This window comes from Gluconacetobacter dulcium, assembly GCF_014174165.1.
GTDB classification, from domain to species: Bacteria; Pseudomonadota; Alphaproteobacteria; order Acetobacterales; family Acetobacteraceae; genus Gluconacetobacter; species Gluconacetobacter dulcium.
In genome coordinates, this window is sequence record NZ_JABEQN010000025.1 from 23,869 (window position 1) to 37,168 (window position 13,300).

At 67.0% G+C, this 13,300-nt stretch carries 17 protein-coding genes; 2 read left to right on the forward strand and 15 right to left on the reverse strand.

Annotated elements, in window-relative coordinates; translation table 11 throughout:
- Positions 1 to 29 precede the first annotated feature (29 nt).
- From HLH25_RS16665 to HLH25_RS16720, 12 genes are all read right to left on the reverse strand, one after another.
- The gene (locus HLH25_RS16665; protein ID WP_182975142.1) at positions 30 to 449 is read right to left on the reverse strand and encodes a type II toxin-antitoxin system HicB family antitoxin; all 420 of its coding nucleotides are present in this window, start codon (positions 447 to 449) and stop codon (positions 30 to 32) included.
- On the reverse strand, positions 449 to 640 hold the full coding sequence (locus HLH25_RS16670; RefSeq protein ID WP_182975143.1) for a type II toxin-antitoxin system HicA family toxin: 192 nt from the start codon (positions 638 to 640) through the stop codon (positions 449 to 451). The genes HLH25_RS16665 and HLH25_RS16670 overlap by 1 nt, the downstream gene beginning before the upstream one ends.
- Before the next feature lie 326 nt (positions 641 to 966).
- Positions 967 to 1,644 carry a hypothetical protein gene (locus tag HLH25_RS16675; RefSeq protein ID WP_246402624.1) on the reverse strand — a complete coding sequence of 226 codons (678 nt, stop codon included), beginning with the start codon at positions 1,642 to 1,644 and terminating at the stop codon, positions 967 to 969.
- Positions 1,645 to 1,727: 83 nt separating this feature from the next.
- The gene (locus HLH25_RS16680; protein ID WP_182975185.1) at positions 1,728 to 2,480 is read right to left on the reverse strand and encodes a hypothetical protein; all 753 of its coding nucleotides are present in this window, start codon (positions 2,478 to 2,480) and stop codon (positions 1,728 to 1,730) included.
- A gap of 196 nt (positions 2,481 to 2,676) precedes the next feature.
- Positions 2,677 to 3,159 carry a hypothetical protein gene (locus HLH25_RS16685; RefSeq protein ID WP_310889135.1) on the reverse strand — a complete coding sequence of 161 codons (483 nt, stop codon included), beginning with the start codon at positions 3,157 to 3,159 and terminating at the stop codon, positions 2,677 to 2,679.
- Complete coding sequence (locus HLH25_RS16690; protein WP_246402618.1) at positions 3,156 to 3,575, reverse strand: hypothetical protein; 420 nt, start codon at positions 3,573 to 3,575, stop codon at positions 3,156 to 3,158. Before HLH25_RS16690 ends, HLH25_RS16685 begins: the two co-directional genes overlap by 4 nt.
- Positions 3,576 to 3,618: 43 nt before the next feature.
- Positions 3,619 to 4,521 carry a phage tail protein gene (locus HLH25_RS16695; RefSeq protein WP_182975146.1) on the reverse strand — a complete coding sequence of 301 codons (903 nt, stop codon included), beginning with the start codon at positions 4,519 to 4,521 and terminating at the stop codon, positions 3,619 to 3,621.
- A 182-nt stretch (positions 4,522 to 4,703) separates the two neighbouring features.
- Positions 4,704 to 5,393 carry a hypothetical protein gene (locus HLH25_RS16700; protein WP_182975147.1) on the reverse strand — a complete coding sequence of 230 codons (690 nt, stop codon included), beginning with the start codon at positions 5,391 to 5,393 and terminating at the stop codon, positions 4,704 to 4,706.
- Entirely contained in the window at positions 5,387 to 5,866 is a 480-nt protein-coding gene (locus HLH25_RS16705; protein WP_182975148.1) for a GNAT family N-acetyltransferase, read from the reverse strand. Before HLH25_RS16705 ends, HLH25_RS16700 begins: the two co-directional genes overlap by 7 nt.
- Entirely contained in the window at positions 5,863 to 6,207 is a 345-nt protein-coding gene (locus HLH25_RS16710) for a hypothetical protein (protein ID WP_182975149.1), read from the reverse strand. The genes HLH25_RS16705 and HLH25_RS16710 overlap by 4 nt, the downstream gene beginning before the upstream one ends.
- A gap of 136 nt (positions 6,208 to 6,343) precedes the next feature.
- Positions 6,344 to 6,910 carry a hypothetical protein gene (locus tag HLH25_RS16715; protein WP_182975150.1) on the reverse strand — a complete coding sequence of 189 codons (567 nt, stop codon included), beginning with the start codon at positions 6,908 to 6,910 and terminating at the stop codon, positions 6,344 to 6,346.
- A gap of 12 nt (positions 6,911 to 6,922) precedes the next feature.
- Positions 6,923 to 7,459, reverse strand: a complete 537-nt coding sequence (locus tag HLH25_RS16720) for a DUF1826 domain-containing protein (RefSeq protein ID WP_220791869.1) — start codon at positions 7,457 to 7,459, stop codon at positions 6,923 to 6,925.
- Positions 7,460 to 7,630: 171 nt separating this feature from the next.
- Between HLH25_RS16720 and zigA the strand changes: the two genes are divergently transcribed.
- The gene (gene zigA, locus HLH25_RS16725; protein WP_182975152.1) at positions 7,631 to 8,842 is read left to right on the forward strand and encodes a zinc metallochaperone GTPase ZigA; all 1,212 of its coding nucleotides are present in this window, start codon (positions 7,631 to 7,633) and stop codon (positions 8,840 to 8,842) included.
- 100 nt (positions 8,843 to 8,942) lie between these two features.
- Here zigA and HLH25_RS16730 read toward each other — a convergent pair whose 3' ends face one another.
- Together HLH25_RS16730 and HLH25_RS16735 are read right to left on the reverse strand one after the other, a co-directional pair.
- The gene (locus HLH25_RS16730; RefSeq protein WP_182975153.1) at positions 8,943 to 9,134 is read right to left on the reverse strand and encodes a DUF1272 domain-containing protein; all 192 of its coding nucleotides are present in this window, start codon (positions 9,132 to 9,134) and stop codon (positions 8,943 to 8,945) included.
- Positions 9,127 to 9,528, reverse strand: a complete 402-nt coding sequence (locus HLH25_RS16735; RefSeq protein ID WP_182975154.1) for a rhodanese-like domain-containing protein — start codon at positions 9,526 to 9,528, stop codon at positions 9,127 to 9,129. The genes HLH25_RS16730 and HLH25_RS16735 overlap by 8 nt, the downstream gene beginning before the upstream one ends.
- 87 nt (positions 9,529 to 9,615) lie before the next feature.
- On the opposite strand from HLH25_RS16735, the gene ftrA reads away from it, so the two are divergent.
- Positions 9,616 to 10,617, forward strand: a complete 1,002-nt coding sequence (gene ftrA, locus HLH25_RS16740; protein ID WP_182975155.1) for a transcriptional regulator FtrA — start codon at positions 9,616 to 9,618, stop codon at positions 10,615 to 10,617.
- Here ftrA and HLH25_RS16745 read toward each other — a convergent pair.
- Positions 10,614 to 13,292: a GMC oxidoreductase gene (locus HLH25_RS16745; protein WP_182975156.1), complete on the reverse strand. Its 2,679-nt coding sequence runs from the start codon at positions 13,290 to 13,292 to the stop codon at positions 10,614 to 10,616. The genes ftrA and HLH25_RS16745 overlap by 4 nt on opposite strands.
- Between the last annotated feature and the right edge of the window lie 8 nt (positions 13,293 to 13,300).

The following is a 13,300-nucleotide window of genomic DNA, read 5'->3' on the forward strand; positions in this document are numbered from 1 at the left end:
TCACAGCGAAGAAAAACGGAATCGTCCGTTCAGCCCTTGCGATTTTCACGCGCAACCGGACTCGCCTGCAAGGTCAGGGCGGCGATCATGCCCGACCGGGTTTCATGCGCGGCCTTCGCCAGCGCGTCGAGACGTTCCAGAACCCGACGCGGCAGGGAGATGTTGGCCCGCTCCACCCGGTCATCCAGCACAGCCGGGTCGATGGTCACGAACCCCACCGCCCACCCGGCATATTCGGGAAGCCGGCGCACCGCATCCAGCGTGCTCGGGGACGGCACCGACCCGCCCGCGTCCAGCGTGGCGTCGATCCAACCCGCCGCCGCGTCAGCAGCGTTCGCCAGGGCTTCATCCAGCGTATCCCCTGCCGAGAAGCAGCCGGGCAGGTCGGGAAACACAACACCGAACGCCGTGGCCTCGCTCCCCTCTTCGATCATAACCGGGTAACGCATCATCGTTTCTCCTGCAGGCCCGCCTGCTTGCGGATCGCGGCGACAAGGCCGCCGCCCAGGTCTTTCTTGGGGTGCGGCACGACCATAATGCCCGGACGATCGGGATGGCGGAACACATGGTGCGATCCCCGCACGCGGTCCAGCACCCAGCCTGCCTTTTCCAGTTTCCGAATCAGGTCGCCGCCCTTCATTTACACACTATACACACGAAAGCCCCGAAACGCAAGAAATTCAGTCTCCATCAGGGCGGATGACCGAACAGTGCCAGCGGAGGGCGCAATTTTCCGCCATTTCCGGGAAAAAGCGGCTCACCCCTTCCAAAACAAGGGCACGCCGCAAAGCCCCAGCCAAACCGGGTACGTCCGCATGGCGCGGGCAGACGAACGGTTCCGACAATCAGCAGCATAGGCCAAGGATATCGGTATGTCTGTTACAGGAAAAGGCTTGTCCGCCACGCTCTGCTTCGGAAGACGAAACCCGTACGGATCGCGCGCTCGGAGTGGTGAACGCCGCCCCGTCACGCCCCGTCCAGAAAGGCCGCGTTCGCCGCGACCAGCGCCTCCCAGTCCGCCCCGGCGGGCATCAACTGCCGCCAGGCCACGCCATGGCATTCCATGATCCGCGACCGCACCCAACGCCACGTCGCGCGCTGGATGCCACCCCAGGTCAGCAGCGACACCACGGAGTCCTCTTCCACACCGTCATAGGCCCACGCCAGCAGGCAATGCCCGCCCCACGATCCTGGACTCTGGTCGCCGGGCGTCGTCGTATCCCACACCCCGCCTTCCGCCTGGTCGGCCAGCGCCAGCCGCACGCCCAGATAGGCCGCCCCCATGCCGGCCATGACCAGCCGCAGCGCGTTCAGATCATCCGGCGCCACCGAGCCCCAGACCGGATAGAAGGTCTGGTCCGCCAGCGCATACCCACCGCGCGCGGCACAGGCCAGCACATCCACCTCCACCCCGCCCCGATCGGTCGCCGCGTCGCCGGGCCGGTAACCGGTGGACCGTTCGTAAAACAGGATGGCATCGGCCTCGCGCACCGCCACCTGAAACCCGGCCAGCGCCGCCGTGGCGCGGATATGGTTGCCCAACCCGGCCGCGGTGCAATCCCCCAGCCGGTCGTTGCCCAGCATCAGCGGCGCCGGGTCGATCCCGTCGCGCACCAGCCGCTCCGGCGCCCGCCGCGCCATCATCCGCAACCCGGCCAGCGACGGCTGGCCGTCCCGCGTTTCGGCGGGCAGGCAACCCAGCCGCCGGCCGATCGCACGCGGCACCTTCACAGGCCCCGATACAGCGCCGCGCGCACCGCCGGCGCATCGCCCGCCGCCGTCGCCGTCACGGTCCCCGGCGTCAGCCCCACCGCAGCCTCGATCAGCGGAATGATCTGCCCGGCGGTGGTGATATACCCCGCCACCGCCGGATCGAGCGCCGACGCCACGGTACCGGCAACGGTCAGAATGCTCTGGAACGCTCCTGCCAGCGCCACGCCCCACCCCCTGCCGGTCTCGATATCGATCGCCCCGCCCGACGCCGCATTGATCTGCGCGGTCACGGTCCTGATCCTGCCCAGCGCCTCGTTAACCCGCGCCACCTGATCGGCGGAAAGATGCGCCGACAGGCCCGGAATCGCCTCGATCGCCTGCGCCGCGAAATCGATCGCCCCGGCATCCGCCGCCAGTTCGGCGGTATCGATGCTGGCGGTGCCGCCTGCCACGGTGCAGGCCCCCAGGCCCATCGCCATCACCGTCGCCGTCGCGGTCCCCAACCCCAGCAGCAGCATGATCGCGGGTCCATCCCCGCCATCCTTCCCCGGCGCGGAACCCGGCTTCGTGCGGTTCGCGACATTGCGAAAATTCTGCGCCAGCAGATTCAGCGCCAGATAGACCCGTCCATAGACCGACCCCGCACTGGCCGGCACCGGCAACCACGGCATCAGCGCCGCGCACACCCCGCACAGCGCGGCCACATAAACCACATCCTGAACCGGCACGACCGAAATCAGGGTCTGAAAGATCGCCATCGAATCCATGGACCGCTCCACTCCACATTACGAAAAATCAAAATTTCTTCAAAAAGAGACGAAACCCCGCTCCCGCGCGCGAGAGCGGCCCGCCAGGGCCGCGCCCGTCGTGTGTTCCCGAGCACCGAAGCGGAGCGGCCTTATCGGCCGTGAGCATCGGAGCACAGGGAACGCGCGTCGGATCGCCGCCAGCGCGCCTGTCCGGTCACGCTCCGATTGCGGTGGCGAAGGCGGCGACATGCACACTATCCACCCTGCCGGCCCCAAGCGCGCTGTTGTAAATCCGCTTCCAATAAGCACAGAGCGCACCGGCATCTTTCGCATCCGGCACCGGCGCCGGATCGAAAAAATACTTCACCCGCGCCATCGCGCAGCCATACCGCAGATTCCCGATCATCTGCGCCACACGCGGAATATCCGCACAGCTCATGCCCTCCACACGGGCGCGCAGATCGGCATGTTCACCACCCGCCAGCATCTCCCACAACGCATCATGGGTCGCCGGCTCCATCTGCCACAGCCCCAGCGCCGGGCCGCCCCCGCCCTGCACCAGCCGCGCGGCACGCGATTCAACCAGCGCCGTGCCCGTCAGCAGCGTCACCGCCGCCGCCCCGCCCAACCCCAGCCGATCGAGTACCGGCGCCACCACCCGCCATTTCAGGTCCGAGAGATCGAGCCCACCCATCATCCCGCTCCCCCACGCATCACCCGGCCCAGCCAGTCGACGAAAGGCTGATACCCCATCAACGCCGACACCACGCCCCCCAGCGCAAAGCCCGCATTGCGAATCAGCCTGACGCCACCGGCAATCTGCGCATTCATCGCAATCAGCGTCCGCTGCGATTCCGCCAGCGGCGCCGTGGTGTCGGCAATCACCGCCCGCATCTCCCGCCGCAGATCGACGATCGCCCGCCGCATCTCGTCTCCATCGCGATCCGCCCGCTGGTCCTGATGCGCCCCCCGCGCCCGCCCCTCGGCCGAAATCTCGACCAGCTTCATCATCATGTCCCGCTGTCCGGCCTCCAGCCGCCCGATCCGCGCATCATGCTGGCGCAGCGTATCGGACAAAGCCGCCGGATCAGGAACCCCATGCCCGTCATTCATGCCCCGATCCCGTCTTTTCCCAAACCCGGACTCAAGAGCACCCTCAGAGCCCGGCATAGATAATCCTGTTCAGCATGATGGCAGGCGGCATGTTCTGACTGTCGCCGCCCCCCGCCGAGGCGATCGTCAATCCCGTGGTCGCGCTCGCCGCCACCAGCCCCGTCGCCGCAACAGCCGTCTGCGCCGTCGCCTTTTCCTCGACATCCCCGCCGCCGGCGAACACCGCATCCATTTCGCCGCCCGATCCCTGCGGCACCACGAAACCGCTGCCATGGTTCGGCCCATGGGCATGCCCCGGATCGGTCAGCGCGTGCGTATGGCCCGGATCGGTGACATCATGCGCATGCGCCGCCGCCAACTGGCTGCCCCCAACGGCCCCCAGCACCACGCCATTGACGCTGGACCCAGCCATCGTCACCAGATTGGCGGCCGCCCCACCCATATTGTCGACACCGAACGTCGCCCGCCCGCGCAGATCCGGCAGCCCGAAACTCGTGGCCCCGTCTCCCGCGCCATACAGCGTGCCCAGCACCCCGAACAACGCGGCATAAACCGTCCGGCTCACACTCTGCCCGCAGCACAGCAGCCACCCGGCCGGCGCCGCCGCACCCGCATAATCGACGATCGCCCCCACCGGCACCGCCCCACCGCCCGCGCCCCCGGCCGCGCCGACCGGGTCCATGGTCCAGATCTGCTCGCCGGTCCCATCGCACAGCACGACGGCATAAGCCGTCCCGCCGCTCAGGAAGATATTGCCGAACTGCCCGCACGCATCCGCGACCACCGGATTGGCATTCGCCACCGTCAACCCCGCGTCGGCATAGGTCGCCTGCGCCGTGGTCGTGCCGCTCTGGTAGAAGAACAGTTGCGCCCCGGCCCGCGGCACACCCGTCGCATCCACGCTGAAACTGTTGGGCCAGACAAATCGGGCACCAGAATACGCCATGCACCACTCCCACGCCCGCTCGGGGCGCGTCTCGTTGGGGCGGTGCCTTTGCCCTGATGGGGGGAAGTCTAGCTGGCGCATCGGGGGCCAGCAATTCCGTATTGTCAAAAAATAGCGGCGTGGTCAGTGATAATGCAGGGCGCTGCCCTGCACCCGCAAGGGGATGGTCATCCCCTTGACCCCTAGACGTTGTAGCCGCCGCCGTTGGTTGCGCCGTAGATGTTGCCCAGTACGCCGGGGGCGGTGTTCGTGCCGGCCAGCAGCGACAGCGCGTTGCCGATGCCCGACATCAGGGCCGAACTCGATGCCGTGGTACCGCGCGCCAGCGCATTGCCCTGCCCGCCCAGCGCATTCAGCAACGTGCCGGCCGACGCATTGCCCTGGCTGCCCAGCGCGGACGCCGCCGAACTGCCCATGCCCGCCAGCCCCGACAGCGCATTCATGTAATCGCCGAACTGCTGCCCGGCATAATTCTGGGCATAATGCTGCAACGCATTCATCTGCCCGCCCGAAAGCGCCAGCCCCCGCGCCGCCGCCGACTGGTCGAGCGACTGCTCCCCCTGCTGCAAGGGAAACTGATAATACGGCGTGTCGGTAAACGCCTGATAGGCCGCCGCCGCCCCCGATCCCTGCCCCGAAGACCCGCCCGGCAAGCCCAGCAGACTCGCCAGACTATACAGCGCATTGGTCCCCGTCCCCACATAGGGCGACAGGTTCCGGTCCGTCTGGTCATAGACGTTCTGCTGAAACTGCTGCGCCTGATTATAAGCCTGCGCCTGCTGCCGCGCCGCCTTCGATGCCGCGTCCGACCCGACGATCCCGCCCGCCAGAGACCCCAGCGCCGACAGCCCGCCCCCAATCGCCGTTACCATGCCCCGATCCACTTCCCATACTGGCGTTCCATTTCCACCCAGCCCAGCCGGCGAAAGATCGGCCCCACATCCAGCGGCCGGCCATTGGGCGCGCTATGCAGCTTGGTGCCGGTGATCATCCGCCGCACCCCCCGCGCGGCCAGCGTCCGCTCGGCCTCGCGAAACAGCCGGATTCCCGCCGTCCAGCGCCGATGCGCCGGCCGAACGTAATAAAGGTCGAAAAACGCATGGCAGACACTGCGATGATGCAGATGCGGCCACACCAGCGCCACCAGATACCCCGCCAGCACCCTGCCCTCGCGCATCGTCAGCACATGCAGCGCCCCGGCCGCCTCCAGCCGCGCGTAAGCCTCCAGGTCCGGATCGAGCGGCGCACGCTCCTGGTCGCTGGCCACCTCGCGAAAATGCGCCTGCCACAGCCCGCGCATCTCGCCTACCACATCGCTCCATGGTTCGACGGCATACACCGTCACGACACGGTCACCAGCAGCCCGCCCGCCGAAATCGTCAGCGCCCCGCTCGCCGAAGCCTGCGCCGCGATCGCATCGCCGGGTTGCAGAACCCGCCCGATTTCATTGGGACTGTTCCAGGTCTGCCCCGGCAGGATCGTCTGGCCGAAGGTCGTCGCCGCCGCCGGCCCCGCCGCCGCCCCGGACGGCACCAGATACAGCGTCACCGAAGCCGGCACGGTGCCCACATTGCACACGCCCAGACTATCAATCCGCGCAATCACCCCCGCCGGCGCGGTATAAAGCGCGGCAATCGCCCCAGGCACACTCTGGGCGGGGATCAGGGCAACAGGCTGAACGGACATACGGCATCGACCTTCGCGCAACGCCCCCAAAGGGGGCCGGATGGTGAGCGATGCCTGCGCCCGATACCCGCTTCTACCGCACGAAGAGTTTTCCATACAAGCCGAAGAAACCGCACAGGATCAAAAACCCACCGCCCTACCCGGCCACGATCTCCACCGCCACCGCCCCCGCGCCCAACAGGCCGAACCGCCACGCCACATGCGCGGCCCCCCACGCCGGCACGAAAGCCAGCGCATAAGGCGAAACGCTGCTCACCAGATCGCACCCGCCCGCCCGGCCCGACACCCAGTCCACCGTGCCCGCGCCATAGCAGCACAGCGTCCGCAACCGTCCCGGCGGCAAAGGACCAGCCTCCGTCCACGCCGTCGGATCGCCCAGCACGACCGTCAGCGTCGCACACACCGCCAGCGCCGCCACCAGCGCCGCCGTCTGCTCCACATCCTCGATCAGAAACGCCGGATAGCGCCGCCGCATGTCAGGCCGCCGCAACGCCAGCGTCACCTCGTCCAGCGTGCCGCACAGCACGACACGCCCCGCCGGCAGCGCACACGCCTCCAACGTCTCATGCCACGCAGGCGGCACGGCACGCGCCCACACCACCATATCCACCCCCGGCCCCGCGAGGTCCGCCAGCACTCCGGGCAACGCCGAAGCCCGCACATAGGGGGCCGTCCGCCGCTCGGCTCCGGACCAGCTTTCCATCAGGAACATCGCTCAGGCCGCGATCATCACGGGCGCATCATCCGCCGCCCCGCACGCATCGGCGGCATCGACCGTCAGCAGCAGCCGCACCCGCTCGGCCTCGGGCAAACCCGAAAGCGGCGGCGAACGGTGCAGCACATGCCCCTCCTCCCGCCAGTTGGCAAACCGACGCCCCTTCAGCAGCACCACCGCACCGGTCCGCGCCTGCCCGATGCGCGCCCCGCCATCCGCCGTCCACTGCACGCCCGGCCCCACATACGCGCACAGCAGCCGCAACCCCACCTGATCGACATGGAACCTGCGGCAACTGTCGGTCACGATCCGCTCCAAACGCAGCCGCACCGCCTGCTGCCCGGCCACCGTGCCATAAAGCCGCGCCAGATCCAGCACATCCTCCAGCAGCGCCACGGTCCGCCCGGTAAAAGCGCCCGCGATCCCGGCCCCAATCTCCGGCACCGTCCCCCGCGCCTGAATCAGCCGCGCCCCCTCGGCCAGATACGCACCAGCCGCCTCCCGCACCCGCGCCACCGGCACCCGAGGACGCTCCACGATAAAGCGTCCCTCCTCCCGGATCGCGGCACAACCCGCCAGATCACTCAGTCGATCGCGCGTGGGACAGCAGGACATCGAACGAACACCACTCTACCGCATGAATTGATATATTATAACATACGATGTAGAGACCACAAACACAACCTTCCTCCTCGGAGCATCGCGAACATGGACCTCCGGCTTCCCGTCACCGTGCTGTCCGGCTTTCTCGGCGCCGGCAAGACGACATTGCTCAACCACATCCTGAACAACCGCGAGGGCCGCAAGGTCGCGGTCATCGTCAACGACATGAGCGAGGTGAATATCGACGCCGACCTCGTCCGCAACGGCGGCGGCAACCTGTCGCGCACCGACGAAAAGCTGGTGGAGATGAGCAACGGCTGCATCTGCTGCACCCTGCGCGACGACCTGCTGCTCGAAGTCGGCCGCCTGGCCCGCGAGGGCCGTTTCGATTATCTGCTGATCGAATCGACCGGCATCGCCGAACCCCTGCCCGTCGCCGCCACCTTCGCATTCCGCGACGAAGAGGGCACCAGCCTCAGCGACCTCGCCCGGCTGGACACGATGGTCACGGTGGTCGATGCCGCCAACCTGCTCAACGACTACGCATCGACCGATTTCCTGCGTGACCGGGGCGAAGTCGCGGGCGACGGCGACGACCGCGCCCTGGTCGACCTGCTGGTGGAACAGATCGAATTCGCCGACGTCATCATCCTGAACAAGACCGACAGCGCCACCTCCGCCCAGCGCGACGCCGCCCGCCAGATCGTCCGCGCCCTGAACCCCGACGCCGACCTGATCGAGACCAACCACAGCCGGGTCGATCTCGCCCGCGTGCTCGATACCGGCCGCTTCGACGACGACCGCGCCCACACCCACCCCCTCTGGTTCAAGGCACTGCACGGCCACGCCGAACATGTCCCCGAAACCGAGGAATACGGCATCGGCAGCTTCGTCTACCGCGCCCGCCGCCCCTTCATCCCGGCCGCCTTCGCCCGCTTCATCGAACGGAGCTGGCCCGGCCTGATCCGCGCCAAGGGCTATTTCTGGCTGGCCACCCGCCCCGACTGGGTCGGCGAACTCAGCATCGCCGGCGCCCTGGCCCGCCACCAGGCCGCCGGCCAGTGGTGGGCCGCCATCCCGCACCAGCATTGGCCGCAGGACGAAGAGTGGCGCCGCGCCCTCACCGCGAACTGGGACGACATTTACGGCGACCGCCGGCAGGAACTGGTCTTCATCGGCACCACGATGGACGAACCCGCCCTCCGCACTGCCCTCGATGCCTGCCTCGTCCCCGAAGAGGGCTTCCACCCCCACCGCCACGCCGCCTTGCCCGACCCCTTCCCCCGCTGGGCCGCACAGGCAGCGGAACCCGCCTGAACCCCAGGCCCGACCGCTCCGCGCCGGAGACCGGCAAAGCCGCGCGACCTGCCGGCCGATCAGGTCCGGCAGACATGCGAAACAATGCCCGAACCGACCGTCATACGGCCTCCGGCGCCTCGCGCACCGGCCGCCTGACCAGTTCCCCGCCGCAATTCGGGCACCGCTGATCCAGCATCTCCGCCGCGCAGCCAACGCAAAAGGTGCATTCGAACGAACAGATCACCGCCTCACGCGACGAAGGCGGCAATCCCCTGCCGCAACAGCCGCAATCCGGGCGCATCTCAAGCATGGGCCACGTCCTGAAGGGTAAAGCCTTCATCCACCCACCCCGCCACGCCGCCGGTCATGATCTTCACCGGCCGTCCCAGCCGGGTCAGACGCAACGCGCCACGCGCGGCGCCATTACAGTGCGGCCCGGCACAATAGGTCACGAAGACCGTCTCCCCGGACCACGCCGCCATACGCGCGGCGGTGATCTTTCCATGCGGTATATTCAGCGCCCCGGCGATATGCCCCCGCGCGAAGAGACCGGGCGCACGCACATCGAGCAACACGAAATCGGCCTGCCCGGCCATCGCCGCATGCACATCCCAACAATCGGTTTCAAACCCGAACAACGCGGAGAAATACGCCACGGCCTCGGCGGACGGCGCGGGCGGAATGGTGGTGACGGATGACGCCATCGAACGGCTCCCAGCTTCTTCTCCCGCCAGTGTCCGTCCCGCGCCCCGCGCTTGCAATTGGCATAAACGCCAATCATCATGCAGATCATGCCAGACACAACCGGCCCGCTGGTCGCCGCCCTGCTCTATGACGGCCTGTGTACGTTCGAATTCGGCATCGTCTCCGAAATCTTCGGCCTGCCGCGCCCGGAAATGGGGCCGGGCTGGTACCGTTTCGCCAGTTGCGCCATCGAAGCCGGCCCCCTCCGCGCCCATGGCGGCTTCACCATCCTCCCCGATCACGGCCCGGACCTTCTGGATCAGGCGGACCTGATCGTCATCCCCGGCTGGAAAGACACCGAAGCCCCGGTTCCGCCCGCTCTGGTCGACCAATTGCGCCGCGCCCACGCACGCGGGGCCAGACTGGCCTCGATCTGTTCCGGAGCTTTCGTGCTGGCCGCCACCGGCCTGCTCGACGGCGCCCCGGTCACGACCCACTGGCGCCATGCGGCGGCCCTGCAACGCCGCTTCCCCGCCATCCGCGTCGACAGCACGTCCCTGTACCGCGAAACCGACCGCCTCTTCACCTCCGCCGGCAGCGCCGCCGGCATCGACCTGCTGATCGCCATCGTCCGTCAGGATTTCGGCCCGGCGGCCGCCAATTCGGTAGCCCGCCGCATCGTCATGCCCGCCCATCGTGCCGGCGGTCAGGCGCAGTTTCTCGAACATCCCGTCAGCCCGCGCGCCAACACCGACATCGCCCCCCTCATCGACCGGGTGCGGCAGACGCTCCACCAACCCTGGCCCATCGCCCGCCTGGCCAAGGAAGCCGGCATGAGCCGCCGCAGCTTCGAACGCCGCATCGTCGCCGCCACCGGCATGCCGGCCGGAGAATGGCTGGCCGCCGAACGCATCGCGGCCGCCCAGACCATCCTGCGTGAAACGACCTGCCCGATGGAAGAAGTCGCGCAGGCCGTCGGTTTTGGCAGCGTCTTCGCGCTGCGCCACCATTTTCGCAACCGCGTCAAACTCAGCCCCAGAGAATACCGCCGCAACTTCGCAGGCCAGGACACATCCCCCAGAACGCCACGGGGCGGCCCCCCCGCCTAATCAGCCTCCCCGATAAAGCCCGTCGCTTCCAGCTTCCGGTTATCGATCCGAAAGAACCCCATCGGATACCGCCGGGAGAGGGTCTTCCCCATCTTGATCCCCTTCAGGACATCGAACAGCAGCGGCACGTTGAACCCCACCTTCAAGCCCGCCGCCTTGCGCACCTCGGCAAAGGTCGGCGAGTCCGGGTCGGCGATATTATAGACCTCGATCCCTTTCTCCCCGGCCTTCAGCCCGCGCTCCATCAGATGCACCATCGCCCTGGCCGCATAGGTCGACGAGATGAAGTGCGAGTTCCTGTAAAGAGAAAACATCTTCCGCATCCGGCTCCAGTTCAGGGATTCGACGAGGAAGGCATGGCTCTGGGCCACGGCGATGCGGTACAGGTCGATATGCATGTCCTTCTGATAGGAGGCCAGGATATCCTCCCCCAGAATCTTGCTCCGCGCATATTCCTGCATGAAATATTCAAAGAAATATTGTTTCGCGATCGGCTTGCCCAGATCGATGCGCGGCGTCTCCTCCGTCACCAGCCGCGTGGTCGGCGACCCGTAGACGACCATGGAACTGGCCTGCCCGAAATAAGACACCCCCTGCCGCACACAGGCTTTCGCCAGCCGGTCGAGATTCGTGACATTGACGATCTCCATCGTCGCCACATCCGACAGGCTGGCCGCCAGATGGATCACCGCACGGGCTCCGCGAACCAGATCGTCGAACGCCTCGTCGGGCAGGTCCGGCCGGGCAAAATCGCACTGCACCCACTCCACGCGCACATCATCGGGAATCGTGCTGCGGAACTGCCCCCGGATGCGGTATCCGCGCCGGGCAAGCTGGCCGATCACGGCATGCCCCAGATTACCGGTCGCCCCCGTCACCACCACCAGCGGGCGCGTCTCGTCGTCCATATGCAGGGCAGAGAGGGTCCCCAGCCTGGTTTTCATGACCTCCTCCCGCACCCTGTCGGCCAGCCGGATCGCCAGCGCCATGATCATCAGGGTCGGGTTGGCATGGCCGCTGGTCGGAAACACCGACGCCCCGACCACATGCAACCCTTTCACCCCATGCACCTGCAACGCGGGATCGACCACGCTGGTCGCCGGATCGGTGCCCATCCGGGTGGTGCCGGCCGTATGCGCCATGTCATAGACGACAAGCGACGAGAGATCCTCCGTGTCGAATCCGGGCGCGAAGCGCAGGCCCCCGATCCCGCTCCGTTCGAAATCTTCCCGAAGAAGACGCGCGAAACCCAGCATGCTCCGGCGAAGATCGTCCGATATCTCCCAACTGACCACCGGCAGTCTCAGGCCCAGCCGGTCGGTCTTTTCCGCCAGCGTCACCCGGTTGCCTTCCTCCGGCGGCTGTTCGGAAATGATGTTCAGCGTCACCCCGTCCAGCCGTCGTCCCCTGCCACCTCCCGCATAATCCCGCGCCACCATGTTCGCATTCAGGAATACGGCGGCATCGGCCACCGCGCGGCGGATTTTCTCGGGTATCCTGCGGTAGTTCAATAATTTCCGCCCAACCGACGACAGGACGAGCCCGCTATTGCGCAGCACCGTCAGGCCATCCCTCAACGGCGCATGGCTTTCCCGCTTCGCCAGGCGCCCCAATGCCATCAGCGGATCGTCGCTGGCGATGCTCACCCCGGCAAAGGCGGCCATATTCGGCATCCGAAAGTCCGACTGGGCCTCCGGCGACAGCGCCACCCCGCAGGAATACATATAGACCCGGTAATCCCTCTGGAGCGGATAGAACCCCAGAAGCGCCGCCGCTTTCTCCCGATAATCCGGCGAAAAATCCCCCAGCCTGACACTGGGATGATCCGTCAGATAGCGCCCCACCGGCCCATGCTCCGCCCCCGGCGACAGCAGCAGAAGCCGCGCATTCTCAATCGTTCCGGCGGCAAGTATCACCTGATTGCACCAGATCGTGCCCCGATTGCCACCCGTCAGCGACGAAAGGACATCGACCCCGGTCACACTTCCCCCATCCACCCGGACGCGCGCCGCCGTCGCCTTCAGAAAAACCGTCACGTCCCGATGATCTTCCGCCAGAAAATCGGCGCCGAAACGCATGACATCGGTCAGGGCATGGCGCGAACGGGCAAACTGCCAGAAGAACGACCTGAAACGGCCAAGCGTCGCCAGTTCGGGCGGCTCGCGGCGCCCCATGGCCTTCCACAGCGCCGATCCCTGAAGCAGCGGCCCGAGGTCCAGATAACGCGCGGCCCGCTCCAGAAAAGGCCGCAGGTCGGCATCTCCGACCGGCCAGCCGGAATTGGCGATCCACCCCCGTTTCGCGTAATCGACCGGGTCGAACGCCGCCACTTTTCCGGCCCACGCGGCCGTCGATCCCCCGAGAACCCGGCAGCGGATACCGAATCTCTGCCGATCGGCGCTCCAGACTTTCATCTGGACATCGTTCTGCTTCCGTCTGGCCTCCTGAACCGCGTCATTCAGAAGCGATCCATTGACCTCGACCTCGTTGAGCGCCTCGATCTCCGGCGTTTCCTCCCGATCCCCGCTTTCCAGTAAGGCAATCTTCAGATTATGTCCGGCCAGTTCGCGCACCAGCGTCAGGCCGGCCGCACCACCACCGATAATGACAACGTCGAAAGGCTTGGAAAGGGCGCCAGAATCCGTCGCAGCTTCAAAATCCACATAGACTGTCATACGAACGC